Below are 26,945 nucleotides of genomic sequence, written 5' to 3' on the forward strand. Positions count from 1 at the left end.
CTGGCGGCGGTGGGAGGCGACCGCTAGGCTGCCACTCACGAGCAGAACGCACTCCAGAGAAGCGGGTGGCAGATGACCCAACCGGTCGGCTTCGCGGTGAGGGTGCGGCTGCGGGAGGACGACCCGCCGCCCGAGCTTGTGCCGGAGCCCTTCGACGACACGCAGGCGAGGCCCTATGACCGCACCCTGCGCCTCGCGCTCGCCATGCGCGGTGGTGTGAGCCTCGCGGTGTGGATCGGCGGCACCGTCGCCGAACTCGACATCCTGCGCCGCCTGCGCCTCGTGCGCAAGGCGAACGGCATGGCCGCATATATGCTCGTCGCCGACCCCGGCTCCGCCACCCGTGACCATGTGCTGGACGCCCATGTGCTCGCGCGGGCCGGCCTCTACGCACGCATGCTTGCCGCCCGCGGCTTTGACCGCGTGGAACTCGACGTGCTCGCCGGAGCCAGCGCCGGGGGACTGAACGCGGTTACCTACGCGGCCGCGCAGCGCAACGGCGCGGCCCCCGACGAGATGCTGCACACCTGGGTCGCCGGTGCTGGCATGTGGCGGTTGTTCCAGCGGGCCGGGCTGCGGCCGATTCTTGCGCCGCTGCGGGGGGACGACTACTTCGCACGCGCGATCAACAACGCCCTGTCCGGTTACTACGACCCGGACATCGCCGCGGGGAGCGGGCCTCATCGCGCGGACCGGGTCGTGGTCGACCTGTCAGCGACGGTCCTTGACCGGGAAGACGGGCCCGACCGCGGCACCAGGGAGGGCCGGGGCCACTTTCATTTCGTGGGCGCCGCTCATCCCGATAACGCGGAGGAAGACCCCTACGCCGCACAGGACGCCGAGCGGAAGGAATACCGGCGCGCGATCCCACCGTTCGGGTCGCCGGAGCGCGAGCAGAGCCTCGCCCGCCTGGCTTACGCGGCGCGGGCCACCTCATCCGTTCCCGGCGGGTTCGAACCGGCACTGATCTTCTCGGTGGCGACGTCAACGACCAGCCCCCCAGACGATCGCATCGACATGAGCTTCGCCTTTCACGCCCACCGCACCGCCACGGACGTGCCGTTCCGCATCATCGACGGTGGCCTCACCGACAACATCCCCATCGATCGCGCCTACCGGGCAATTCGCAACATGCCGTCATCCGTGCATTCTCGTCGGGCGTTGATCTACCTTAACCCGAAAGGGCCCCTGTCGATTCGACCGCACGTGCCGGAGCCCTACACCGGAATGTTGCCGCCATCCGACCTCGCCGTCACGGAGATACCGCCTCGCACCGATCGGCTCTCACTGGCGCTCAACGTGATCGGTGGCGCGCTCGCCATCAGCTTCGGGCGGGAATCCGGCGATGCGAAGGCGGAGACCCTCGACGATTTTCGGCGGGAGCTCATCCTGGAGCAGGGCCGAGACCAGGCGTTGGCCGTGCTTGTCGCCGACCTCACGCTCGTGGGCACAGCGACCGCCCTCCGCACCTGGGTACGGTACCGCGCGTCAACCGATTTCGACCTGCTGACGCGGGTGCTGCTCGACCCGGCGGTCTGGCAGCTCGGTACCGACCAACAGGGGCGCGCGGTCGCGACGGCCCTCGAGCTGCGCCAATTGACCGCCCTCGAAAAGGACATGGTGGTGCACTACGACGAGCTCGCGGCCCAGGGCGGCGAGCAACAGCTGCGGGACAATCCGGTGTGCGCGGGGCCGGAGGCACTCCACCAGGCGTCGCTGAACCTGCTGTCCTGGATCCAGTCCCTGGAACGGGCCCGGTTTGAACAGGTCGCCCACACGGGCATCATGATCGACTGCGCCGACTATCCCACGGTCGGCGACGTGCGCGTTGCGGTCTATGGCGTGCTCGATGAGGCCGAACAGGCGCGGGATCGTGTGCTCGCCCGTGTGGTCGCCGACGTCAACGCGCTTCCTGACGGGTCGAACGCGCAGCGCATCGCCGGCGTCGTGCGCGCGGAGTGGCTACGGCAGCGCGCGGTGTCGCCCGGTTGGGCGCTGCTCGACCGGATTGTGGCCGTACTGCAGCGCATACCCGCCGAAGACGCGCTGATTGCATCGAGCACCGAGTGGGCTCAATCACCGTGGCGGGGCCTGTCACGGCGCAGCGGCCTTCGTGCCCTCGACACGTGCGCGTTCACGGCGGCCCGGGGGATTCGGGAACCCCTGCTCACCCTGGATTTCTGGAGTGTCTCCGCCGGCGAGCATCCGGCACACCACCGTGCCTTCGTCGCTCTGCTGCGCGCTCAGCTGCGAGAGGGACTGCGTGCGGCGCTCACGCTTCCGGCCACCCAGCTGCAGCCGGTGGTCATCGACTCGCTGCTGAGCGACGACGTGCTGCGACCGGTCGCCAAACTCAACGGAGCCAACCTGGCCAGCCTCTCGGGGTTTCTCAGCTCCGAGTGGCGGCTCAACGACTGGTGGTGGGGACGGCTGGATGCCGGAGCCGGCGTTGCCCGATTCCTGCGTGCCCTGCCCATCGACGCGCCGCTACCGCCCGACTCGAACGGTGACGCCGAGCCTGATCCTGTGTTGTTCGTGCAAGACGAGATCCTGCTCCAGGCGGAGGCGCACCAGGAGTGGGCGCCCGTGACCCGCAGCGCCCCCGGCAGGGTGCGTACCCCGGACGAGATTCGGGCGGGGCTGGCTCGTGGTGCCGATTCGCTCGGCAATCTCGAGCCGGGCTACCGCGTGGCCGTCGGCTCGCGCGCCGTGCGTGTGGCCTCTCGAGCCCTGACGCGGTGGGGCAGTCCGGCGTGGATGCACGTGGTGAACTGGCTCCTGCGCCCCGTCGGTGTGCTCGCCCCGGTCGTGCTCGATCTTCCGCGCGCGCTCGCGGTCGCCGCCGTTCTCGGAGGAGCGCTCGCCCTCTCCTCCAGCGCCGCCATGATCCCTGGCGCTTTCACGGGTGCCCCGGTGTTCTCGATCCTTCTGCTCACAGTGGCGCTGCTCGGCGTTGCCCTCGCCGGCTACCGCAGCGTGCATGCGTTTGCCCAGTGGGCCACGATCATCGACATTGTCGTCGGGCTCGACGCATCCGCCGGGTCGGACCGCGCCACCGAGGTTCGGCGGCAGCGTCGCCTCGCCATTTTCTGGTGTGTGGTCGGAATGATCGGTGGCGGCGGGTATGTCTCCGCCGGTCTTCTGGCCTACCCCGGCGTGATCGCTGCCCCTGCCGCGCTCGTGCTGGTTCTGGCCGGCTGTGGCGCCTTCCTCAACGTGGCCGCGCGCGTGGGCACCCTGCCCCAGTCCAATGGCTACCTGTTCCGTGACACCGCGCTCGGCGTGACCGGGCTGCTCGTGCTGCTGATCGTTCCGCTCACCTCCCGCGCGCTGGGCGGTTGGATCGCCTCTCTCACGGCGCAGCCGGGGGCGCTGCTGGTCGCCGTGAGCGCCGCGCTGGTCTCGCTCGTGGTGAACTGGGGCTGGCAGGCGGGCTGGCACGCTGCGTCTCCCCGGGCCGTGCTGACGAGCGTGGTGGGGTTCGTGTCGTGGCTGGTGCAGGCATCCGCTGCGGCGGGAGCCGCCTGGCTCGTGGCGGCGGCGCTGCTCGGCCTACCGGGCTGGAACGAGTCCGTGGCTCTGTCCATTGTCGGAATCAGCTGCGCACTGTTCGTGAGCGGTACGGTTCAGTGGTGGCTGCCGGATCTCCTGGCCTGGTTGCCGCAGTATGAACCGCAAGATCTCACGCGCCGCGTGACAGAAAGGTAGGGGTCGATGTCGACCAAAACATCGAGACCGGTTCGGGTGCCGCTAGCCGCCTATGAGCGCGAGCTCAGCCGTCTTCAGGCCGAACTCGTGACGATGCAACAGTGGGTCAAGGCGTCGGGTGCCCGGATCGTGGTGATCTTTGAGGGGCGGGATGCGGCAGGCAAGGGATCGGCGATCAAGCGGATCACGGAGTATCTCAACCCGCGCATCGCTCGGGTCATGGCGCTTCCCATGCCCACCGAACGCGAGCGTGGCCAGTGGTATTTTCAGCGCTACATCGAACACCTGCCGGCGGCCGGCGAGATCGTGCTCATGGACCGCTCCTGGTACAACCGCGCGGGCGTCGAGCGCGTCATGGGCTACTGCACCAATGACGAATACCACCGCTTTCTGCACCAGGCGCCCATTTTTGAGAGGATGCTCGTCGAAGACGGCATCCTCGTCGTAAAGTACTGGTTCTCGGTTTCTGACCGTGAGCAGGAGCGTCGCTTTCGCTCGAGGCAGAAGGACCCGATGCGCCGGTGGAAGCTGTCGGAGACCGATGTGCTCTCCATCACCAAGTGGGTGGACTACTCCAAGGCCAAAGACGACATGTTCGTGCACACCGACATTCCCGAGGCGCGGTGGTGGGTGGTGGAGAGCGAGGACAAACGGGCGTCCCGGCTCAACGTCATCGGTCACCTGCTATCGCTCGTACCGTTCGAGCGCACCGATCCGCCGAAGATTCACATTCCCAGCCGGCCGAAGGGCGTTGACTACGAGCGGCCCCCGCGCGAGGAGATGAACCCGGTGCCCGACATCGCCTCCGCGCTCATCCCGTCGAAGGACGGGCAGTGATCAGCGCAGCCTGAGGCCCTTCAGCACCCGGGCGAGCAGCAGGAGCGGACCGGCGAGCGCCTTGAATTCGCGGCCCGTGCGGGGAAGCTGAAGCGGCCCGCAACGAGGGCCGGAATCACGTCCATCGCGGAGACGGCCAGTGGGTGGTTCCACGGCGTGATGACCCCCACGTCGAGCTGGGCCTGGACGGCGATGACGGGCTGGGCGAGAAACGAGGCCGCTATAGCGCCAGTCCAGGTCGCCTGCCCCGGCCGCTGCACCGGCCGGGACGCTACAGGGGAGTGATGCCGAGGCTACGGCCGGAGAGACCGCGAGCGCGGGTGGCAAGGCGGGTGGCGACGGCCGTGATGGCCACCGCTGCAGCGTCATCGGGGTTGGCGATGACCACGGGGAGGCCCTCGTCGCCTCCGCCGCGCAGGGCCATGCTCAGAGGCACCTGGGCCAGCACCGGCACGGGGCTGTCCTGTCCCGTCGAGAGCCTGCCGGCCACCTCTGCGCCGCCTCCCGAGCCGAAGAGTTCGAGCACACTGCCGTCCGGCTGGGTGAGGCCGCTCATGTTCTCGATGACGCCGTAGACCTTCTGGCCGGTCTGGCGGGCGACGATGCCGCTGCGCTCGGCCACGTCTGCGGCGGCGGGTTGTGGGGTGGTCACCACGATGACCTCGGCGTGGGGGAGGAGCTGGCCCACGGTGATGGCCACGTCGCCCGTCCCCGGGGGAAGGTCGAGCAGGAGAATGTCTAGGTCACCGAAGTACACGTCGGTGAGGAACTGGTTGATCGTGCGGTGCAGCATGGGCCCGCGCCACGCGACGGCTGCCGAGGCATCGTCAATGAACATGCCGATCGAAATGACCTTCACGTCGTGGCTGATCGGCGGGAGAATCATATCGCCCACCTGGGTCGGCTTCACGGCGAGACCGTCATGCACGAGCCCGAGCAGACCGGGAATGGAGAAGCCGTGCACGTCGGCGTCGACGATGCCCACCCGCAGTCCCTGCCGGGCCAGCGCCACGGCGAGGTTGGCGGTAATCGTCGACTTGCCGACGCCGCCCTTGCCGCTCGTGATCGCGTACACGCGGGTGAGTGACTCCGGCCCGAACTGGAAGACGCGCGCTGCCTTGCCTCCGCGGAGTTTCTCGGTGAGCGCCTCGCGCTGCTCGCGGGTCATGATGGCGACCTCGACGCTCGCATTACCGGCGCCCGCCACGGATTCCACCGCCGCGAGAACATTGCTCTCGATGCTCTGGGCGGCCGGGCAGCCGGCAATTGTGAGGAGGATGCCCACGCTCACGTGGCCGTCGTCGCCGACGGTCACCCCGGAGACCATGTCGAGTTCGGTGATGGGTTTGCGGATCTCGGGGTCGGTCACGCCGGCGAGGGCGCGGAGCACCCGGGCCGTCATGGGTGTCACGTCAGTCAAGGGCGCGGCGTCCCCGTGGGGTGCGTGGTGGAGTGTCGTTGGTTTCGGAGTCATCGTCGGCCTGTCGTTGCTCGAGGGTCTCAACCAGCGCACGCAGCTCGCTCTTGATGAAATCCTTCGACACGAGGTCTTTGAGGGCGATGCGCAGGGCAACAACCTCGCGGGCCAGGTACTCGGTGTCGGCCAGGTTGCGCTCAGCGCGTTGACGATCCTGTTCGAACTGCACCCGGTCACGGTCGTCCTGGCGGTTCTGCGCGAGCAGAATCATCGGGGCGGCATACGATGCCTGCATCGACAGCACGAGGGTCAGCGCGATGAAGCCGAGGGAGATGGAGTCAAACCGCCAGGCCACCGGGGCGAGGGTGTTCCACGCAATCCAGGCCACGGCGAAGACCGTGAGGCCGAGCAGAAACCACGGCGTGCCCATGCCCCGGGCAATCGCCTCGGTGAAACGCCCGAACCGGTCGCTGCGAGCAGCACCGCGGTAGCGGCCGACGAGCGGCGTCGTGCGCAGCCCCTTCGGCGCGTCGAGCCTGAGGTTGGACCGGCTAGCTCTCGCCATGGGCGCTTCTCCGTGTCCCGGGCAGCGGGATGCTGCCCGTCTTCAGGTCGTTACGGGCGGCGGCACGTCGTCCAATGTCGTCGTCGCTGTCCTGGCTGCGCCAGTCGTCGGGCAGCAGGTAGTCGAGCACGTCGTCGATCGTGACGACTCCCACGAGACGGTGGTTGTCGTCAACGACGGGAACGGAGACGAGGTCGTAGCTCGCGAGGATACGGGACACCTCGGCCGCTGAGGTATCGGCGCGTACGGGATCCAGACCCTGGTCGAGCAGCGTGCCGAGTCGCTCGTGGGGCGGGTAGCGCAGCATCCGTTGGAAGTGCACCATGCCGAGGAAGCGGCCGGTCGGCGCCTCGTAGGGGGGCAGGGTGACGCAGATCGCGGCACCGAGGGCGGGCGCGAGGTCGTGGCGGCGCACGCGTGCGAGCCCCTCGGCCACGGTGGCGTCGGCTGAGACGATCACTGGTTCGGTCGTCATGAGCCCGCCGGCCGTGTCGGGGGCGTAGCTGAGGAGCAGACGAACGTCTTCGGCTTCTTCGGGCTCCATGAGATCGAGCAACTGTTCGCCGCGTTCCTCGGGGAGCTGGGCGATGAGGTCGGCAGCGTCGTCCGGCTCCATCTGGTCGAGCACGTCGGCGGCGCGCGCGTCGCCGAGGCTGGTGAGGATCCCGACCTGGTCGGATTCGGGCATCTCCTCCAGCGCGTTCGCGAGACGGTTGTCCGGCAGCTCACTCGCCACCTCGAACATGCGCTCCCTGGGCAGGTCGAGCAGTGCATTTGCGAGGTCGGCGGGTTTGAGCTCGGAGTAGGTGGCGATGAGATGCTCGGCGGACTGGGCCTGGCCCGCCGTCGCCTTCTCGTGGACCTCGGCCCACGTGGCGAAAGTCGTGATGCCCTTGGCGAAGGGGGAGGCGCTCGTCTTGGGGCGCCGCACGAAGAGCTGGGTGATCTCCCACTCGGATTCGGTGGTTTCCTTGATCGCCACGTCTTCGATGGTGGCATCGCCCGTGTTGTCGTTGAACGCCACCTTGCGCCCCAGCAGTTCGGCGATGACGCGTACTTCGCCGCCGCGCTGCTCGAAGCGGCGCACGTTGATGAGGCCGGTCGTGATGATCTGGCCGGAGCCGATGCTCGAGACACGACCAATGGACACAAACACGCGCCTCTTGCCGGGGATCTCGACGATCAGACCGACAACGCGAGGCGGATGACTTTTTCGATAGACAACGAGAACGTCGCGCACCTTGCCGACGCGGTCACCCGCGGGGTCGAAGACGGTGCACCCGGCCAAACGGGCAACAAAAACTCTCGCGGCACTCACCCTACAAATCTAGGCCACCAGCCCGAGAATTCTGACGACCGTGGAAGAATGACGGCATGACCAATCAGAGTCCCTTCGGTCGAGGCGGCAGACTTCTTCCTCCGGCGTTGCCCACCGGCGAAGTTCTGGCCACTTACAAGACCTACGCCGAGGCGCAGGACGCGGTCAACACCCTGGCCAAGCTCGACTTCCCTGTGAAAGAGCTCGCCATCGTGGGTAACGACCTGAAGAGCGTGGAGAGGGTAACCGGAAAACTCACCTACGGCCGAGTGGCTTTCGGAGGTGCAGCGTCCGGTGCATGGCTCGGAATCTTCCTCGGACTTCTCCTCTTCATCTTCTCGCCCACCGGATCGAGCCTGCCCTTCGTGGCGGCAGCGCTGCTCATCGGGGCGGGTTTCGGCATGCTGTTTGCACTCGTGAGCTACTCGATCAACCGTCGCCGACGGGACTTCACCTCGACCAAGCAGGTCATCGCCGAAAACTACCAGGTGATCGTGAGCATCGAGCGGCTGAACCGGGCTCGAAACCTGCTGCACGGCCAGGGAGAGGCTGTGGCTCCGCCCGCCGCGCATCCGTCCGACCCGCCGCTGGGCCCGCCCGCCGAGTAGTACCGCGACCGGTTTCGGTGGCCGCTACGCCGGTTACCGTAGCGGCCACCGATTTCGGTGGCGGTGGCGGTCGCTACGCGCGCAGCGCCTTGATCCAGGCCTCGACGTCGTCCGCGGAGCGGGGGATAGCTGCCGACAGGTTCTCCGCGCCGGTCTCCGTCATGAGGATGTCGTCTTCGATGCGCACCCCGATTCCGCGGAACTCGGCCGGCACGGTGAGATCATCGGGCTGGAAGTAGAGTCCAGGTTCGATCGTGAAGACCATGCCGGGCTCGAGCACGCCATCCATGTACATGTCGCGGCGAGCCTTGGCGCAGTCGTGCACGTCGAGGCCGAGGTGGTGGCTCGTGCCGTGCACCATGTAGCGGCGGTGATGACCGTTGTGGGGCAGAAGAGCCTCCTCCGCCGTGACGGGCAGCATGCCCCACTCTGCGGTGCGGCGGGCGATGACCGCCATGGCGGCGGCATGCACGTCACGGAAGATTGCACCGGGAACCGCCACGGCGAATGCAGCATCCGCTGCCTCTCGCACGGTCTCGTACACGAGGCGCTGCACCTCGGTGAAGGTTCCGTTCACCGGGAGCGTGCGGGTGATGTCGGCAGTGTAGTAGCTGTCGAGCTCCACGCCGGCGTCGAGGAGGATGACGTCTCCCGGGGTGACGGGGCCGTCGTTGCGGGTCCAGTGCAAAATGCAGGCGTGCGGGCCGGATGCCGCGATCGTGTCGTAGCCGACGGCGTTGCCATCGCTGCGTGCGCGGGTGTTGAACACGCCCTCGACGAGACGTTCGCCACGGGAATGTGCGCTCGAGTCCTGCAGGTCGCGAACCACATCGTCGAAGCCGCGCGCGGTCGCGTCAACGGCGAGGCGCATCTGGTTGATCTCCCAGTCATCCTTCACCAGGCGGAGCTCCGAGACGGCGCGGGCGAAGTCGTCGTCGACCTCGTGCAGGCCGTTCACCTCGACGCTGAAGGCGCTGTCGGTGGCATTGGAATCGAGAACGCGTTCCGCAACATAGCGCAGGCGGCCCTCGTCGACCTCAAGGGTGACCGTGGGATCGGCTTCGCGCAGCAGAAGGGTCTCGCCGTCCACGATGGCGAAAATACTGGCCAGGTCTGCAATGCCGCGCACGGTGATGGCGAGGTCGCTGGCTACCTGCGCGATGGAGGGACGCGGGCCGATCCAGAATTCACCGATGTCCGGGTTGGCGTAGAACTCGTCAGAGTCACGTCCGGCGCGCTCGCGGAAGTAAACGGTGGCGTCGTGGCCCGCTGCCCCGTTCGGTTCGAGCACGAGTACCGCGCCGGGCTCGGCGTCGCTGCCCCAACCGGTGAGGTGCGCGAAGGCCGAGTGCGCACGAAACGCGTAGTCGGTGTCGTTGGAGCGCTGCTTGAGGCGACCGGCGGGAACGATGAGTCGCTGCCCGGGGTACTGCGCCGAGAGACGGTCACGACGAGCGGCGGCGTAGGCGGCCTGCTCGCGTGCAGGGGGGAGAACTTCGGTTCGCTCGGCCCAGCCGGATGAGATGAATGCCTTGAAACCCTCTGAACCCGGTGTCGTGGACCGGTTCTCGTTCGAGCGAGTGGGCGGGGTGATCGCGGTTGCGGTGGTATCAGCCATACGCCCCATTGTCGCACTGTCACCTGACCCCTGCGCGGGAGCGGGCCGCTGGCTTACTGGCTGGTGAACGTGGCGACGATGGGCCGGTGGTCGCTGCCCGCGGAATCGAGCGATGTGATCACGTGCATGTTGGTGACGGTCCAGTTCGAGCTCGTCAGCACGTGATCGATCGGGCTGCCGAGGAGCGCAGGAATCTTTGTCGTCCAGGTGCCGATGGCGGCCGAACCGGAGGACAACGCCGCGTCGTGGCAGTTTCCGAGCACGGCCCCGTCTTCAGACCCGCGCCCGCTCATGTGGTCAATGGTGGCGTTGAAATCGCCGGCCATGATGATGTTGTCGTTCTGGCACTGGTCCGCGAGCCAGTCGAGATCGGACCGCCAGTTGGACATCTCGAATTCGATCGGTGCCACGGCGTGCACCGCCACGATCGTCGGGCCGACGCCATTGACGGGGGTTGCCACGACGGTGGGGAGCACGTTCGTATTGCCCGGAGGGCCGGAGCCTGCCTCGTTGGTCACGGTGTAATCGCCGAGGTCGGGACTGATCAGCAGCGTCGTGGACCGCGCCTTCGAGATCTCGTCAAAGGCGAGCGTGTGCACCCACATCGGCCGCCCGCCGGAACGCATGGCCTCGGCGACGGCGATGCCGGCCTCTTGCGTCGTCTCCGGCAGTGTGATGACACTGGCGTTCTGTTCGAGAGCGAGTTTCGCGATCGCCGCAGCGCCGGGTGCGTCGCCGAGGGTGTTCCAGCTGAGCACCGTCACGGAGTCCGACGCCGGCGTTGCCTGCGCCGCGGCCTCCTCGCCGAGACCCCGCGACGCCAGGATTCCCACGTTGGCCACACCGAAGAGCAATGTCAGCACAATGAAGACCGTCATTGTGCGCCGCCAGGGCCGGAATCGAGACAGCAGGAGAAAAAGGAGAACCAGGAACCCGGCCCCCACTACGGCGAGGCCCCGCAACGAGACGGCGTGCGCGATCACCCAGGTGTTCTGCAGCCCGAAGGCCTGCGGCCATGCGAACACGAGCAGGGTCGCAGCCGCCGCGACCGCGACCAGGGAACGTACGATTCGCGTGAACATAGATTAGCTACGATAAACGCGCAGCCTGACAGAGTGCCCGGGTCCGATCGCCACACGGCGGCCCCGGTGTGATCCTCGCCGAACAGGAGACCCCGCGCACCGTCAACTAATATGGGGTCATGCCAGTCGTCCGTCGGTTTCGTGCCCCCATCGATCTGCACACGCATTCGACTGTGTCGGATGGCACAGAAACCCCCGCCGAACTCATTCGTGCTGCGGCTCGGGCAGGCCTTGGCACGGTCGCACTGACCGACCACGATTCGACTGCCGGGTGGGACGACGCGGCCGAAACGGCCATCACGGAGGACATCACCCTGATTCCGGGCATGGAATTCAGTACCAGGGTCGACTATTCCAGCGTTCACCTGCTCGCCTACCTCTTCGACCCAACGGATGTCGGCATCGTCACGGAGATCGCGCGTATTCGCGCCGCTCGACTGACGCGGGCCGAGCAGATGGTGCAGCGCATCGGTTTCGACTACGCCCTCACGTGGGACGATGTTCTTGCTCAAACCATGGCCGATGCCACCGTGGGTCGGCCGCACATCGCCGACGCGCTCGTGGCTCGCGGCCACGCCCTCACGCGCAGCGATGCCTTCGCTGGAATCCTGCACTGGAAGTCCGGCTACTACCAGCCGCACTATGCGCCGGACCCGTTGCGCGCCGTAGAACTGGTGCGCGCCGCCGGGGGAGTGCCCGTGATCGCGCACCCCGCGACGCGTGGCGCCGTGGAAGTCATTCCTGAGACCCGCCTCGCCAAGCTCGCGCACGCCGGACTATTCGGCCTCGAATTGGAGCATCGGGAGAATCGCCCGGAGGCCACCGCGCATCTGGCCGAACTTGCCAAAAAATATGGACTCTTCGTCACCGGGTCGAGCGACTACCACGGCACCGGCAAGCCCAACCGGCTTGGCGAGAACACCACCGCGCCCGAGGTGCTCGACCGCATCATTGAACAGGGACGCGGTTGCGTCCCCATCTACGGCTGACGCCCGGGGCACAGTAAACGCCGCCCCTGCCGCGCCGGTGAGGGCGAGGCGGGAGCGGCGACGGTGATGCGCGGTGCTGCTGCGGGGAAGACGCTGCGGTGAAGGCCTAAACGGCGCCGCCGGACTGCGGCGAACGGCGACGGGTGCGGCTGCGGCGCAGCGGCGCGCTATTGCCGTCGTGGTGCTCGGCGCCTCCGCCGTCATGGGTTCCCGCCGCCGGCGTCGCGGCCGGGGCATTCGGATTGGTCGTGGGACTCACTCGCGTGCGCGAACGGCTGCGGCCGGAGCGCTCGGCGCCGTCATTCGCCGGAACGCTCTCGGTGCGAGGAGCACCACCGCGAGCGGCATCGGCACGGCCCGCGTCACCACGACCGGAACCCGACCGTGACCCGGAACGGGAAGCACTGGATCGAGCGGACTCCGCGCGACCCGCGCGGCCTGCGGGTGCGCCGGCGGCAGCCTCTTTCACCGGGGTGGCTCGCAGACGGCCCTTCGACCCGGCAGGGATCTTCAGGTCGGTGTAGAGATGCGGTGACGAGGAGTAGGTCTCCATCGGTTCCGGCTGGCCGAAGTCGAGGGCCTTGTTGATGAGTGACCACTTGTGCATGTCATCCCAGTCGACGAAGGTGACGGCGATGCCGGTCTTGCCCGCACGACCGGTGCGACCCACGCGGTGCAGGTACGCCTTCTCGTCTTCCGGGATCGTGTGGTTGATGACGTGCGTGACGTCTTCGACGTCGATGCCGCGAGCCGCAACATCCGTCGCGATGAGGATGTCTTTCTTGCCCGCCTTGAACGAGGCCATTGCGCGCTCGCGTTGTTCCTGGTTCAGGTCGCCGTGCACCGCGGTGGCGTTGAAACCGCGGTCGCCGAGTTCTTCGACAAGCTTCGCCGCCGCACGCTTGGTGCGCGTGAAGATGACGGTCTTGCCGCGGCTCTCGGCCATGAGGATGCGACCGATGACCTCGTCCTTGTCCATGCTGTGTGCACGGTAGACGAGGTGCTCGATGTTTGCCTGCATGAGGCCCTCATCGGGATCGCTCGCGCGAATGTGGACGGGACGGTTCATGAACCGGCGAGCGAGCGCCACGATCGGTCCGGGCATCGTGGCCGAGAACAACATCGTATGGCGGTTGGCCGGCGTCTGCGCGAAGAGCTTCTCGATGTCGGAGAGAAACCCGAGGTCGAGCATCTTGTCGGCCTCGTCGAGCACCATCTCACGCACGTTGGCGAAGCTCAGCAGGCGCTGGTTGGCGAGGTCGAGCAGCCGACCGGGGGTGCCGACGACGATCTGTGCGCCGGCCTTGAGCTGCTCGATCTGACCTTCGTAGGCCTTGCCGCCGTAAATGGAGACGATCTTTGTATCCCGGTTGCGGGCGGCGAGGACCAGGTCTTCAGAGACCTGTACGCACAGTTCGCGGGTGGGAACCACAATGAGCGCCTGAACGCCTGGTTCCGGGTTCAAGCCCAGACGCTGGATGACCGGAAGGCCAAAGCCGAAGGTCTTGCCGGTACCGGTCTTGGCCTGGCCGATGATGTCCTGACCGGACAGCGCGAGGGGGATGGTCTGGGTTTGAATGGGAAACGGTTCGAGGATTCCCTTGGCTGCGAGGGAGTCGACCATGTCCTGGTCAATATTGAGTTCGGAGAAAGTCACGAATGTATGCCTGTCATTAACTAGAACGGGGGTGCGCTCGTATTCTGTCTCGGGCACCGGTCACCGATCCTTGTCGGCGACGTATTTCCACCTTACTGCGCGGTGTGTGCCGCAGCCACAGGCGCGCGGTCGTATGCTGGGTTCGTGGTCACGTGGTTCGGTCGGCGCCCGCAGCGCGTGGAGGTACCCCGGCTCACAGCCCGCGGGGTGGCACAGTCGAGCGTAAAAGTGGATATCGCATCCCTGACTCCCGACCTCATGCATTTTCTCGGCCAGGCCGCCTACTTCGAACTCGGTGAGTTCGAAAGCCTTGCTCGTGCCGTGGCCACCGCGCCGAACCTGGCAGCAAAGGAAGGGCTCAGCGCCGCCGCCGGTCGTGCGCTCTCCAAACACCACGGCCTGATCACCGAGATTCGCCGCCGCGGCACCGAGCCTGATGTTGCGATGGCCCCGTTCGTACCCGCGCTCGACCACTATCGCGCGCAGAGCCAGGGCGCCGATTGGCACGAGCTCCTACTGAGCTGCTACCTGACCGGCGGTCTGCTCGAGGACTTCTTCGTGCGTCTGTCCGACGGGCTTCCGCGCGACGTGGGCCCCCGAGTGGCCCAGTTGCTCGGCGAAGACTCGGGGACGACCGTACTGGTGCACGAGCTTCAGATGGCCATCACCGCCGACTCCGCCTTGGGTTCACGGCTCGCCATGTGGGGTCGCCGTCTTGTGGGCGACACTCTGCTCATCGCCCGCTCGGCCATGCCGGTATGCGAGCCCGACGTCTTCGCAGAGTCGCGCACCGAGCCGGTCTTCACGGAGATCATCGCCGCCCACACTCGCCGCATGGACGGCCTCGGGCTCACCGCCTAGACCCAGACCCACCGTCAGGTGCACTGGGCGGTGGAAGTGAGCGTGCCGTTAGTGCGTGCGGGGGCTTCCCGGTGCGCCGCTGTTCATGCCGGCATGCAGCATGTCGAGGTCAGCCTGGTTGCGTCGCCGGGCGAGCAGGAGCGCAATGGCAGCGGATGCCACGGCCGAGGCCACGAAGGACACCCACCAGATTGCGCCGGCGTCCCACTTCCACCCAAGCCAGGTGAGGGCCACCCAGGCCGCCGCGGCAACGACCGTGCCCAGGGCCGGCACGAGAACCGAACCCTGGGTGGACCGACCGGGCAGCAGATACCGTGCCGCGAGTCCCAGAAGCGTGCCGCCCAGGGACACGAACAGTAGTTCCATGTGCTGTTAGGCGACGAAGCCGACGTGACGGGACTGCTCAGAGCCCAGTTCCACGTATGCGAGACCGACCGTGGGGATGATGTAAACCTTGCCCTTGTCGTCCTTCAGGGTCAGGTGCCCGGTCTGAGCAGCAAGTGCGGCCGCGACCGCTTCCTCGATCTCGGATGCGGGCTGTGAGGTTTCGAAACCAATCTCACGGGGAGAGTTGAAGATGCCAATGCGGATATCCACCAGATGAGCCTTTCGTTGCGTAACCGTCAGGTTACGACAGAACGGCATGCCTGCCTGACACCGTTCACTGTCGGCGCAACCAGATACCGTTGAAAACGTGAACACCTCCAATCTTCCCGACACCGTCGAGTCCGAGGAAGCAATGTCCTCTGGTGTCATCGCCCCCGGCGTCGCAGGGTCGATCACCCTCGACGCCTCACAGCGGGCCGCGATCGATCTTCCCGATGGGCTGTCCTGCTCCGTCATCGGTGCTCCGGGAACGGGTAAGACGAGCACCCTGATCGAGCTCGTCGCTGACCGTGTGCTCGGCCGGGGATATTCGCCGAGCGAGGTGCTCGTGCTCGTTCCCACCCGCACCGGCGCCACAACTCTTCGGGATCGCCTGGGCCTCAGGCTTGGCATCCCCACGAATGGCCCGCTCGCCCGCAGCGCCAATTCGGTGGCATTCCAGATCGTGCGCAATGCGGAAGCCGTGTCGGGCGGGCCGGCGCCGACCCTGCTCACCGGCGGTGAACAGGACCAGATTATTGCCGAGCTGCTGCAGGGCCACCTCGATAGCGCTGCATCGGCGCACGATGCGGACGTCCCGCCAGGGAGCGCTCAGGCCACCTGGCCGCACTGGCCCGATACCCTCGGTCCCGACGTGCGCCGCCTGCGCGGATTCCGTACGGAGCTGCGTGACCTGATGATGCGCGCCGTCGAGTACGGAGTCACGACCGCGGCGTTGGCCCGGTACGGTGACAGCGAGCAGCGTCCGGAGTGGGTGGCAGCGGCGGAGTTCATCCGCGGCTACGAAGACGTGAAAGACCAGACGCGTCCCGGCCAATACGATTCCACCGAAATGGCCCAGTTCGCCGCCGCCGTCGTGGCGCAGGCCCCGGCCGGGGCCGCGGGAGAGGGCATACTCGGTGCGCTCGCCGGGTTGCGCCTGATTGTGCTGGACGATGCACAGGAGATCACCCAGGCCGCCCTCACCCTTCTCGCCCAGTTCGTGGCCCGCGGCGTCACGGTCATCGCGTTCGGCGACCCCGACATCAGCACCGGCTCCTTTCATGGCGCCCACCCGGATGCTCTCGGCCGGCTCGGTGCCTACCTCAACGCCCCGGGTTCCCGCGGCGGCGGAGACCCCACGCACGTGGGCCCAGCGCTTGTCCTCACCACGGTGTACCGACACGGAGAAGGCATCCGCGGGGTCGTGCGCGAGATCAGCCATCGCATCGGCACTGCGGCGGCCGGCACCCAGCGCGCGGCCCGGAGCGAGGGCGCAACGCTTGCGTCGGCGCCGCCCCCGCTCGAACCGGCCGGGCCGGTCGGGCCGGTGCCGGATGGGCAACCGTCGACCGAGCCCGCAGCGTCCGCCGAGCCCGCAGCGTCCGCCGAGCCCGCAGCGTCCGCCGAGCCCGCACCGAGCAATGACCGGGTTCACACCTTTGTGGTGGACAGCCCCGCCGAGCAACTCGCGGTGATTGCGCGGCGACTGCGTGAACGGCACGTGCTCAATGGTGTGCCGTGGGGCCGGATGGCCGTGATCGTGCGCAGCGGGTCGCTTGTCCCCTCGCTCTCCCGCGGGCTCGCTGCCCTCGAGGTGCCCACACAGGTGTCGACCGCGCAAACCGCCCTGCGTGACGACTACGCGGTGCGGGCCTTCATTCTCGCCCTTGAGGTGACCCTGGGCCGCAAGCCACTCGGTGCCGAAGCCGCCGTGGAGCTGCTGCGCGGCCCGCTCGGCGGACTCGATCCGATCACCCTGCGCCGGCTGCGGGCCGCATTGCGCCAACAGGAGCTGAGCCGGTCGCTCCCGGGCGATGAGAACGCCGACGAGCACACACCCACCGACCCGGCCCCGCCGCCCCGCCGCGACCGCACCTCGGACGAGCTGCTCGCCGCGGTCTTCACCACGCCGAGCCTGCTTGCCGCCATCGACAATCGCACCGCCCGTCGCGCCGCGAGCTGCGCCGAGAGTCTGCGCCAGGCCGCGATCGAGAACGCCGCAGGGGCCACGATCGAGGAACTCCTCTGGGGGCTCTGGCAGCGCAGCGGCCTCGCCAGGGAATGGAAGGAGCAATCCACCGGCACGGGGATCGTCGCCGACGAGGCCAACCACAATCTCGACGCCGTCGTGGCGCTCTTCTCCGCCGCGCAGCGCTATGTGGAGCGCACGCCGGGCGCACCCCCTGTCCTGTTCCTCGAGCACCTCGTCGACACCGACGTTCCCGAAGACACCCTCGCCCCGAGGTCCCTCGGCGATGCTGTCGTGGTGGCCACCCCGAGCGGAACAATCAACCGCGACTTCGAGATTGTGGTGCTTGCCGGAGTTCAGGCGAATGTCTGGCCCGACCTGCGCATCCGTGGATCGCTTCTCGGCGCCTTTGACCTTGCCGCTCTCGCCAGCCACGGCGAGAGCGCAGCGAGCACCGATCCTCGCCTTGAGGTGCTGCATGACGAACTGCGCATGTTCGCCCAGGCCGCAAGCCGCGCGAGCAGCGAACTCATCGTCACGTGTATCAAGAGCGAAGAGAACGAGCCCTCTGCGTTCCTGCGCCTGCTCCCACCACCCGACGAGGCCAGCGCCGATCCCGACGACCCCAGCCACTACCCGCTGTCCCTGCGTGGTCTCGCGGGTCGTTTGCGCGCCGACCTCACCAGGGCAAGCTCGCCAGAGTCGGGTTCACACCGAAGCGTTCGGGCAGCGGATGCCGCGGCGACGCTCACTCGACTGGCCGACGCCAACGTGCCGGGCGCATCCGTCACCGAGTGGTACGGCCTGAGCGAACCGAGCACCCAGCGGCCGCTGAACGACCCGGACGCGGGTGACGGTCCTGTGCGAGTCTCCCCATCGCGGATGTCGGCGTTCGAGACGTGCCCGCTGCACTGGCTGATCGGGCAGGTGGGTGGCGGCACATCGAACACGGCGGCCAATCTCGGAACGATCATTCATAAGGTCATGGAGGAGTCGACCGTTCGAAGCCCCGACGCGCTCTGGCAGGGCGTCGAGGCCCGCTGGGACGAACTACAGTTCGACGCCGAATGGCAGTCGCGCGTGCAGAAGGTCGAGGCGCGTGCCCTCACCGACCGGCTCGCATCGTACCTGCTCGACTTTGAACACACCGGGGGAGCGCTGCTGAGCGCCGAAGGCAACTTCGCGCTCGACGTCGACGGCGCCGTACTGTCGGGCACGATCGACCGGGTGGAGCGCCTCCGCGACGGACGGGCCGTCATCGTCGATCTCAAGACCGGCAAGGGTGACCCCACGAGCGACGCCGGGGTCGTCGACCATCCCCAGCTCGGTGCGTACCAGCTCGCATTCACCGAGGGCGTCATCGAGGGGATACCCGCCGATATGTCGCTTGCCGGCGCGCGACTCGTGATCGTGTCCTCCGGCACCAATAAGCAGAACTACCGCAATCCCACCCAGCCCGCCTTCGACCCCGAGCAGCTCGAGGTCTTCCGGGCCAGGGTCGGCGTTGACGCCGCGGGCATGGGGGCGGCCACATTCCTGGCCGAGATCAGTTCTCACTGCCTCGACCCGCGCTCCTACGGGTCGTGCCGCATTCACGTGATCAAGCAGGTAAGCACATGACCCCCCAGACTCCTCCCAGCGGCTCGGTCTCCGCGCTGCAGATCGCCGAGGCCCTGACGCTGCCGCCGCCCACCGTCGAGCAACAGGCGGTGATCGAGGCGCCCCTCACACCCACGCTCGTGGTCGCCGGCGCTGGCAGCGGCAAGACCGAGACCATGGCGAACCGGGTGCTGTGGCTGCTCGCGAACGGGAAGGCCCGGCCGGATCAGATTCTGGGCCTCACCTTCACGCGCAAGGCTGCCGGAGAGCTCTCGGAGCGCATCAACAAGCGCATCCTCGAACTCGACAAGGCCGGCCTGCTGCCCACGCACGAGGCCGGGGAACCTGGCGAGAACGTGGCCGACGCGGGCGACCTCTTCAACACCCCGAGCGTGTCCACCTATAACTCCTTCGCGAGCCGCCTGTTCACCGACAACGCCCTGCTGCTGGGCCGCGAACCCGAGTCGGTGCTGCTCAGCGAGACCTCCGCCTGGCTTCTCGCCCGCCGTGTGGTCGTTGAACACGGCGACAGCCGTCTCGTACCGTTCGGCCGGAACGTCGATGCCGTCACCGATGCCGTGCTCGGGCTCAGCCGTGCGCTCGCCGAGAATCCACCCGACTTCGTGCCAGGGGAAGCCCGCGCTCCCCACGACCTCACGGGATTCGCGTCCGGCTTCGGCTATCTGCGGGACCTGCCGTACGGTAACCCACGTAAGAAGATTCCCTACGGCTGCGTCGAGGACTCCCTCGCGGCCGTTCTGCCGCTCGCCGTGCTCGCCGACCTCGCCGCGCAATACAGCGACGAGAAACGTCGGCTCGGCCTGATTGAATTCTCCGACCAGGTGGCCCTGGCGCTCCAGGTGTGCCAGAAGGTTGAGGCCGTCGTGGCCCGCTACCGCGACCAGTACCGCGTGGTGCTCCTCGACGAATACCAGGACACGTCGGTGCTGCAGACCGAGCTGTTGCACACACTGTTCGCACGGCATCCGGTGATGGCCGTCGGCGACCCGCATCAGTCGATTTACGGATGGCGCGGCGCGAGTTCCGCCAACCTGCTCGGCTTCTCCCAGGACTTCGCCGGTGTCTCCAACCGGCAGGCTCCTGCCATGAGCCTCTCGTACACCTGGCGCAACCCGGTAAGTGTGCTGGATACGGCCAACGCCCTCGTCTCGCCACTGAGCGAAGCGCTGCGGTCCCGGCCCGACGGTATCCAGGTCGACACCCTCAAGGTGCCGCCGGGAAAGGCGAACGGAACGGTCGAGGCCGTCATGGCCGAAACCATGGTCGACGAGGCCACGGCCGTTGCGGCGTGGTTCGCGAAGCGACTGCCGGCGGGGAGCCAGATGTCGGGTGCCCTGCTCTTTCGCGCCCGAAAAGACATGGAATTCTTCGCGGAGATCCTGCGTGAGCACGGGGTGCGGGCGCACGTGCTCGGCCTCGGCGGCCTGCTGTCGACGCCCGAGGTCGCCGATGTCGTGAGCGCACTGCGTGTTGTGCACGACCCCGGCGCGGGAAGCGAACTCGTGCGGTTGCTGAGCGGCGGACGTTTCCGTATCGGGGCCAGGGACCTGCAAGCGCTCTCTGCGGTCGCCGGCTGGCTCGCCTCCCACGACTGGGCGCAACAGGCCGTTCCGCAGGAGATCAAAGATAAGCTGCGCGCGTCCGTTGCCGTCGATGAGGGCGCATCCCTTGTCGATGCGCTCGACTTTGTGGCCACCGCCGCGGAGTCCCACCGGCAGCTCGCGGCCTTCAGCGATGACGGCCGGGCGCGCCTTCGTACCGCAGGACGCCAACTGGCCTGGCTGCGGTCCCGCGCTGGATTGCCGCTGCTCGATTTCGTGCGACTGATCGAGCAGGAGCTGCTGCTCGACGTGGAGCTCGTGGCGAACGAGTCCAACGGGCTCGGCCTCGCCAACCTGTATGCCTTCCACGACACGGTGTCCGCCTTTCTCGACGGTGACGAGCAGGGCACCCTCGCCAGTTTCGTGCGCTGGGTGGGTCGAGCCGAACGCTCCGACGACATGGGTCCGCGACTGGAAGTCGCGGAGCAGGGCACGGTGCAGCTGCTCACCATCCACGGTGCCAAGGGACTCGAATGGGATTTCGTGGCCATCCCCAACCTCACCGAGAAAAGTCTCCCCGCGCAGAGCCGGGAGACGAGCGGGTGGATGCGCTTCGGCGAACTGCCCTACGCCTTTCGGGGAGACCGCTCAGAACTACCGGAGCTGGAATGGCGTGAACACGAGACCCAGCTGTCCTACAATGCTGCCTTCACCCAGTACAAGGAGGAGCTCGCCGCTCGCCACGACGACGAGGAACGCCGACTGATCTACGTGGCAACCACAAGGTCCCAGCAGGAGCTGTTGCTCACCGGCTCGTTCTGGGGCAATGGCACCACCCAACGCAAACCGAGTCGCTACCTGCTCGAACTCGAAGAGGCCGGGCTCATCGCCGCCCTGCCGGAGTCGAGCGAGACGGACGAGAAGCCCGGTGATGATCGCAGCGGCACCGAATTGTGGCCCTTCGACCCGCTCGGAACTCGTCGCCCGGTCGTGGAGGCCGCGGCGGAGCGTGTGAGGGAGGCCAACCCCGACCGTGAGACGCGGTGGTCGCACATTGTGACCCTGCTGCTGGAGGAACGGGCGATGCGGCTCGCCGGAATCGATGCCGCCCCGGTTCCCACCCGAATCCCCGCGTCACGATTCAAGGACTACGTCGACGATCCCATCAAGGTGGCTGCCGCACTCCGGCGCCCCATGCCGGAACGACCGTACCGGGCCACGCGGCTCGGGACCCTGTTTCACTCGTGGGTGGAGCAGCGGGCTGGCGGTCTGGACACCGCGGACCTCATCGACTCGCCCCTGTTTGAACGCGACGGGCTCGACGACGACGGACTCGACGACGACGCGTCCGGTGACGGCACGCTGCCAGGGGACTGGGCTGCGGCCGAACAGGCCGCGCTCGAGCGACTTCAGCGCACGTTCGAGCGGTCACCGTGGGGCGATCGACAGCCGGAAGAGGTAGAGATTGAAATTCACCATCCGATGGCCGGGCAGGTGTTTGTGTGCAAGCTCGATGCCGTGTACCGCACCGCTGCCGGATACCAAGTGGTCGATTGGAAGACCGGGCGCGCCCCGAAGGATGCCGCCGACCTTGAACTCAAGCAGACGCAATTGGCGCTCTACCGACTCGCCTACGCACGATGGAAGGGTATCGACCCTGATCTCGTCGACGCCGTGTTCTACTTCGTCGCCGACGACACCATCGTGGCGCCCGATCGCATCTACTCGGAGGACGACCTGGTGCGCGCGTGGTCGTCGGTGGTCGTGCCGGAGCCGGCAACGGTGCCGGGCAGCGTAATCGGCCCGGTCGCCTCGTCCCCAGCCGCGGATCCGCCGGACTGAGTCGATCCGCTCTCGCGCCCCTCGGCAGAGTGCTCGTCGCTCGCGTCGTCGTCGTCGTTCAGGCGCGCGAACTCGCCGGACTCAAGGTCGGCGAAGTTGTAGCTGTCGGTGTGCATCGACGTGTGCTGGTCGTGGTCGTGAGGCCGGCGCGGAGTCTGGTTGAGCATGCTTTCCACATCGCTGACGTCGAGGATCGACCCGGTGTCGGGGGAGAGCGGATGCATGGTGTGGCTGTGCACCGTTTCCACGAGACCGTCGAGCATCACGACAGCATCATCGACGATTGACTGGTCGCGCGTCGCCGTGCCATGCAACAGCCAGCGGGCCAGCTCAAGCTCGGCGTACAACATGGCGCGCTGGGTGATGCGGGAATCGCCGATCTGCCTGGCCGTTGTGTAGGCCACGATGGCGGTCTCCGCGGCGTCCCCCCGAGCGGAAAGCAGCCAATGCAGGTCGTGGGCGGGGTCGCCAACGCACAGGCCGGACCAGCCGAGAACGCCCGACACGGAATCGTCGGTGATGAGAAAGGAATCCGCCGACATGGAGCCGTGAATAACCGTGGGAGCGAACTGCCAGAGCGCGTCGTCATCCGTCGCTGTTTCCCAACGGCGCAGGAGCGCCGCGGGCAGGTAGCCCGTGTCGGCGGTCTGGTCAATCACGTCGATCGCCGCAGTGCGGCATTCCTCCGCGGTCTGCTGCGGGAGCCCTGCCGTGTTGGCGAAAGCGGTGGGGAGCCCGTGGATGGCGGCGATCGCGCGACCGATCGAGCCGGCAACGCCGGCATGCCCCGTGAGCGCATCCGCGTCGAACGTGTCACCGGCGAGCAATTCGTACACGATGGCCCGCGTACCGGAGACCGGTGTCTGGCCCACAAAATCCGGCACGTCGAACGGCAAGCGACTGCGGTTGCCCGCCGTGAGCGCGCGCAGGGCGACCAGGTCGGAGGACTGCTCGGTTTCGGCCGCCTGCGTGTTGGGAACGCGGATGATGAGCGTTCGGTCGTCGGTGCAAACGATGAGAGCCGAGTCGAAAAGTCCGTGCGCGCCGGAGCTGTGGCGACGCGTCCGGGCGACGTCGAGCCCGGAGACTGCGGAAGTGGCCAACGCGGCTAGAGTGAGATGAGATCTGGCCATGCCTCCTAGATTAGGTCGACTTGCCGTCGCGTGGTTGTTCGCCACGCCTCCACAGTATTTTAAGCGCCAAACCGGAGAATTCACTATGTCGTTCACCTTCACGACGCGGTTGCCGCTGTCCCGACACGCGGTTGATCGTGACCACATCGAGCGCACCACTCCGGGGCTCCTCGACGAACTCTGGGCGGATACGTCCACTCGCGTGCTCGTGCTCTGGCACGGACGGACGCTGCTCACGACGCCCCTGCCGGAGGGCGAGACGGTCGCATCCGGTCGCCCCCGGCTCGCGCTCGTTGCCGCCCACCGCATTCCCGCGGACGCCCTTCGCGTGTACCTCGGTCGATCGCTTGCCGATGACGAGCTCGAGCCGGCGGGAACGCGACTGGCCGCCGTGGTGCTGACCGACGAGCAGGCCGCGAGCCTCGAACCCAACGAGGCGCTCTGGGTGGGCCTGCGCACGATTGTCACCGACCTGTCCGACCGGGACGCCGGGCTGTTCACCGAGGCCCTCGGCGTGCTCAACTGGCACGACTCCCACTCACATTGCCCGCGCTGTGGAACGCAGACGTCGCCCCAGGACGGCGGCTGGGTGCGGCGCTGCCCCTCGTGCGGCAACCAGGTCTTCCCCCGCACGGACCCGGCCGTGATCGTTCTCATCACCGATGCGCAGGATCGCATGCTTCTGGGTTCCAACGCACTGTGGGAGAACAATCGCTACTCGCTCCTCGCCGGGTTCGTGGAACCGGGGGAACCGCTCGAAGCCGCCGTCGTACGAGAGATGTTGGAGGAGTCCGGGCTGCGGGTGACCCGCCCGGAGTATCTCGGTTCGCAGCCGTGGCCGTTCCCGGCGTCGATCATGTGCGGCTTCACGGCCCGGCTCGCCGACGACCAGCGCGCCGACGATCTCGTTCCCGATGGCCAGGAGATTCTTGACCTGCGCTGGTTCACCCGGCAGGAGCTGCGGGACGCCTCCGACTGGCTGATTCTCCCCGGGGCCTCGTCGATTGCCCACGCCATGATCGAGCAGTGGCTCACCGGCGTCCCCAGCGGCGCACTCGCACCGAAGCCGTGACGATCACGGCGGAGTCCCTGCTGGCCGGACTCGACGATCAGCAGCGCATCGCAGCGGAAGCGCTCATCGGCCCGGTGTGCATGCTGGCTGGAGCCGGCACCGGCAAGACCCGTGCCATCACGCACCGCATCGCCTATGGCGTGATGAGCGGCGCCTACGCACCCAACCGGGTGATGGCGCTCACCTTCACCTCCCGTTCGGCCGCCGAACTGCGCGGTCGCCTGCGTCAGCTGGGTGCTGGCGGGGTCGCGGCCCGCACATTCCACGCCGCGGCCATGTCGCAGCTGAACTACTTCTGGCCGCATGTTGTCGGGGGAGTCGCCCCGCGCATCCTCGATGGAAAGGGTCGGCTGCTTGGCCATGCCGCCGAGGCGCTGCGGCTCAAACTCGACACCGCAACTCTGCGCGACCTCGCCGCGGAGATCGAGTGGCGCAAGACCAGCGGACTCGGCATCGACCAGTATGCCGCCGGTATCGCCTCACGTACCCTGCCAGGTCGCCTGGACCTCGACCAGGTTGTGGCCCTGCAGCAAACCTATGAGCGACTCAAGGATGAGCGCAAGCAGATCGACTTCGAAGACGTGCTGCTCGCCATGGCCGGAATGATCGAAGCGGAACCCTCGGTTGCCCTACAGGTACGTGAGCAGTACAGATTCTTCGTCGTCGACGAGTACCAGGACGTCTCGCCCCTGCAACATGACCTGCTCATGCTCTGGCTCGGGGAGCGCCGGGACCTCTGCGTCGTCGGTGACGCGAGCCAGACCATCTATTCCTTTGCGGGGGCGCGCAGCGAGTACCTGCTGGAGTTTCCCAAGCAATTCACGGATGCCACGGTTGTTCGCCTGGAACAGAACTACCGTTCCACGCCGCCCATCGTGGCCGCGGCCAACCAGCTCATGCGCGGCCGCGCGGGCGCCCTGACGCTCCACTCAACCTCAACGGCGCCCGGCGTCGACCCCCAGGTGCGCGACTACGCCAACGACATGGCCGAGGCGCGCGGCGTCGCCCAGCAGATCCTGGAGCTCATCGAGGCGGGCGCGAAGCCTGAGGACATTGCGGTGCTGTTCCGGGTGAACGTGCAGGCCTCGCTGTTGGAAACCGCGCTCGGAGACGTGGGTGTGAGCTACCAGATTCGGGGTGCCAAGAGGTTCTTCGACCTGCAGGAGGTGAAGCAGGCGGTCATGTCGCTGCGCGCGGCATCCGTTTCGATCATGGGGGAGCCGCTGTTCAAAAGCGTCAGTGACGTTCTACGTTCGCTGGGGTGGAGCCAGACGGCGCCCGAGGCGCGTGGTGCGGTGCGCGACCGGTGGGAATCGCTCAACGCCATTATGGGCCTGGTCGACCAGGCCCTCCCCGGCACGACGTTCCGCGCGTTCACCGACGAGCTCATGGAACGTCAGGCCGGGCAGCACGAACCGACCGTGGCTGCCGTCACCCTCGCCACGATGCATTCGGCCAAGGGGCTCGAGTGGGACACGGTCTTCGTTGTCGGTCTCAGTGAAGGCCTCGTGCCGATCAGCTTCGCGAGCACCTTCGACCAGATTGACGAGGAGCGTCGCCTGCTCTACGTGGGAATCACCCGTGCCAGGAAGCGGCTCGGTCTGAGCTGGTCGAAGGTCGGAAACCAGCAGCGATCGGGCCGGGAACGGTCTCGTTTTCTGGCAGAGCTCGGCACGCGCACCGCGCGTGCGCCAGGTGCACGCGGCGCCTGACCTCGCCGGTTGCGGCGTCGATGACGACCGAGCCGCCCAGCAGCGAGGCGGGATGCTCGGCCTCGTTCCCCAGCAGGTCGTGGGCGAGAACAGCGACGCGAGCGGCGACCTCGATGGAGAGCCGCGGCGTCTCCGTGGCGGCGGCGCGGCGCACGAGCTGGCAGGCGAGGGCGGGCCAGGCCGGGTCGAGATCCACGTGCTCGAGTTCCACACACACCAGGCACGGCCCACTGCCGGGTTGCACGAGCGGGCCGATACGCACCCCCGCGTCACCGTAGATCACCGGAAGGTGCGGCACATCGCGGCGCAACCAGTGGGTGTGACGATCCGGTTGCAGCACGTAGTGCCCAATGAGCACGGCGAGCGACGGTTGCGTGTTCGCGGGCAGCGCGGCCGACGCGTCGACCAGCCCGAGCTCCTGCAACAGGCCTCCGAGACGCTCCGCCGTTGGCCCGACGCCGTCGACGATCACGGTCGGGCGAGCCGCGCTGGTGCCCGATGCGCCGGTGCCGGGCGTACTGTGGTCGACGAGCGCCGGCGCCAGCTGTTCGATCAGCCGGGTCACGGCGGCAGCTGATGCCCCGGCCTCTCGCCCGAGCAACAACGCCCCGGACAGTGGCACGCCCGCGCGCAGACCGGTGATCACCGCCTCCAGCGCGACCGTGACCCCGGTCACCACAACCACCGGCCGATCGATTCCCACCTGGATGGTGTCGGGGGTGCGCCACACCAGAGGGAGGCGAGGATTCAGTTGGATGAGCATGTCACGATGATGCACCCGGCCGGGTGTCGCCGGAACTTATCCACA

Annotated in this window: 17 protein-coding genes and 2 pseudogenes; 9 read left to right on the forward strand and 10 right to left on the reverse strand. The window is 67.4% G+C overall.

Features of this window, described 5'->3' with window-relative positions; all coding sequences use genetic code 11:
• Nucleotides 1–72 precede the first annotated feature (72 nt).
• Both EDD25_RS13045 and ppk2 read left to right on the forward strand, forming a co-directional pair.
• Complete coding sequence (locus tag EDD25_RS13045) at nt 73–3,708, forward strand: DUF3376 domain-containing protein (RefSeq protein ID WP_134173749.1); 3,636 nt, start codon at nt 73–75, stop codon at nt 3,706–3,708.
• Between the two features lie 6 nt (nt 3,709–3,714).
• Complete coding sequence (gene ppk2 / locus EDD25_RS13050; RefSeq protein WP_175182981.1) at nt 3,715–4,545, forward strand: polyphosphate kinase 2; 831 nt, start codon at nt 3,715–3,717, stop codon at nt 4,543–4,545.
• A gap of 271 nt (nt 4,546–4,816) precedes the next feature.
• Here ppk2 and EDD25_RS13060 read toward each other — a convergent pair whose 3' ends face one another.
• Genes EDD25_RS13060 through EDD25_RS13070 form a run of 3 tightly spaced genes read right to left on the reverse strand, consistent with a single transcriptional unit; the run spans nt 4,817 to nt 7,845 of the window.
• Nucleotides 4,817–5,947 (reverse strand): Mrp/NBP35 family ATP-binding protein, encoded by a 1,131-nt coding sequence (locus tag EDD25_RS13060; RefSeq protein ID WP_134175491.1) that lies wholly within the window; start codon nt 5,945–5,947, stop codon nt 4,817–4,819.
• Nucleotides 5,948–5,957: 10 nt separating this feature from the next.
• Nucleotides 5,958–6,527, reverse strand: a complete 570-nt coding sequence (locus EDD25_RS13065; RefSeq protein ID WP_134173753.1) for a DUF1003 domain-containing protein — start codon at nt 6,525–6,527, stop codon at nt 5,958–5,960.
• A complete protein-coding gene (locus EDD25_RS13070; protein WP_134173755.1) occupies nt 6,514–7,845 on the reverse strand; it encodes a magnesium transporter MgtE N-terminal domain-containing protein in 1,332 nt (443 codons plus the stop codon). Before EDD25_RS13070 ends, EDD25_RS13065 begins: the two co-directional genes overlap by 14 nt.
• 56 nt (nt 7,846–7,901) lie before the next feature.
• On the opposite strand from EDD25_RS13070, the gene EDD25_RS13075 reads away from it, so the two are divergent.
• The gene (locus EDD25_RS13075) at nt 7,902–8,453 is read left to right on the forward strand and encodes a YflT domain-containing protein (protein ID WP_134173757.1); all 552 of its coding nucleotides are present in this window, start codon (nt 7,902–7,904) and stop codon (nt 8,451–8,453) included.
• 73 nt (nt 8,454–8,526) lie between these two features.
• On the opposite strand, the gene EDD25_RS13080 is transcribed toward EDD25_RS13075, so the two are convergent.
• Nucleotides 8,527–10,080: an aminopeptidase P family protein gene (locus tag EDD25_RS13080; RefSeq protein WP_198418840.1), complete on the reverse strand. Its 1,554-nt coding sequence runs from the start codon at nt 10,078–10,080 to the stop codon at nt 8,527–8,529.
• Between the two features lie 44 nt (nt 10,081–10,124).
• A complete protein-coding gene (locus EDD25_RS13085) occupies nt 10,125–11,153 on the reverse strand; it encodes an endonuclease/exonuclease/phosphatase family protein (protein WP_134173761.1) in 1,029 nt (342 codons plus the stop codon).
• A gap of 119 nt (nt 11,154–11,272) precedes the next feature.
• Between EDD25_RS13085 and EDD25_RS13090 the strand changes: the two genes are divergently transcribed.
• On the forward strand, nt 11,273–12,142 hold the full coding sequence (locus tag EDD25_RS13090) for a PHP domain-containing protein (protein WP_134173763.1): 870 nt from the start codon (nt 11,273–11,275) through the stop codon (nt 12,140–12,142).
• Between the two features lie 106 nt (nt 12,143–12,248).
• On the opposite strand, the gene EDD25_RS13095 is transcribed toward EDD25_RS13090, so the two are convergent.
• Complete coding sequence (locus EDD25_RS13095) at nt 12,249–13,799, reverse strand: DEAD/DEAH box helicase (protein ID WP_134173765.1); 1,551 nt, start codon at nt 13,797–13,799, stop codon at nt 12,249–12,251.
• A 228-nt stretch (nt 13,800–14,027) separates the two neighbouring features.
• Here EDD25_RS13095 and EDD25_RS13100 point away from each other — a divergent pair, with 228 nt between their 5' ends.
• Nucleotides 14,028–14,660, forward strand: a complete 633-nt coding sequence (locus EDD25_RS13100; RefSeq protein ID WP_241986311.1) for a ferritin-like fold-containing protein — start codon at nt 14,028–14,030, stop codon at nt 14,658–14,660.
• 48 nt (nt 14,661–14,708) lie between these two features.
• On the opposite strand, the gene EDD25_RS13105 is transcribed toward EDD25_RS13100, so the two are convergent.
• Together EDD25_RS13105 and EDD25_RS13110 are read right to left on the reverse strand one after the other, a co-directional pair.
• The gene (locus EDD25_RS13105; RefSeq protein WP_134173769.1) at nt 14,709–15,026 is read right to left on the reverse strand and encodes a hypothetical protein; all 318 of its coding nucleotides are present in this window, start codon (nt 15,024–15,026) and stop codon (nt 14,709–14,711) included.
• A 6-nt stretch (nt 15,027–15,032) separates the two neighbouring features.
• On the reverse strand, nt 15,033–15,257 hold the full coding sequence (locus EDD25_RS13110; RefSeq protein WP_134173771.1) for a DUF3107 domain-containing protein: 225 nt from the start codon (nt 15,255–15,257) through the stop codon (nt 15,033–15,035).
• A gap of 97 nt (nt 15,258–15,354) precedes the next feature.
• Between EDD25_RS13110 and EDD25_RS13115 the strand changes: the two genes are divergently transcribed.
• Together EDD25_RS13115 and EDD25_RS13120 are read left to right on the forward strand one after the other, a co-directional pair.
• Complete coding sequence (locus EDD25_RS13115) at nt 15,355–18,837, forward strand: ATP-dependent helicase (RefSeq protein ID WP_134173773.1); 3,483 nt, start codon at nt 15,355–15,357, stop codon at nt 18,835–18,837.
• Nucleotides 18,834–22,220: an ATP-dependent helicase gene (locus EDD25_RS13120; RefSeq protein WP_134173775.1), complete on the forward strand. Its 3,387-nt coding sequence runs from the start codon at nt 18,834–18,836 to the stop codon at nt 22,218–22,220. Before EDD25_RS13115 ends, EDD25_RS13120 begins: the two co-directional genes overlap by 4 nt.
• Nucleotides 22,221–22,615: 395 nt before the next feature.
• On the opposite strand, the pseudogene EDD25_RS18020 reads toward EDD25_RS13120, so the two are convergent.
• Nucleotides 22,616–23,500 (reverse strand): annotated as a pseudogene (locus tag EDD25_RS18020) (phosphotransferase); the annotation flags it as partial.
• On the opposite strand from EDD25_RS18020, the gene nudC reads away from it, so the two are divergent.
• The gene (gene nudC / locus EDD25_RS13130; protein ID WP_134173779.1) at nt 23,439–24,425 is read left to right on the forward strand and encodes an NAD(+) diphosphatase; all 987 of its coding nucleotides are present in this window, start codon (nt 23,439–23,441) and stop codon (nt 24,423–24,425) included. The pseudogene EDD25_RS18020 and the gene nudC sit on opposite strands and share 62 nt — an antisense overlap.
• Entirely contained in the window at nt 24,380–26,137 is a 1,758-nt protein-coding gene (locus EDD25_RS13135) for an ATP-dependent helicase (RefSeq protein ID WP_243834558.1), read from the forward strand. The genes nudC and EDD25_RS13135 overlap by 46 nt, the downstream gene beginning before the upstream one ends.
• On the opposite strand, the pseudogene EDD25_RS18025 reads toward EDD25_RS13135, so the two are convergent.
• A pseudogene (locus tag EDD25_RS18025) lies at nt 26,085–26,900 on the reverse strand (TOMM precursor leader peptide-binding protein); the annotation flags it as partial. The gene EDD25_RS13135 and the pseudogene EDD25_RS18025 overlap by 53 nt on opposite strands.
• Nucleotides 26,901–26,945 lie beyond the last annotated feature (45 nt).

This window comes from Cryobacterium psychrophilum (assembly GCF_004365915.1).
Classification (GTDB): Bacteria; Actinomycetota; Actinomycetes; order Actinomycetales; family Microbacteriaceae; genus Cryobacterium; species Cryobacterium psychrophilum.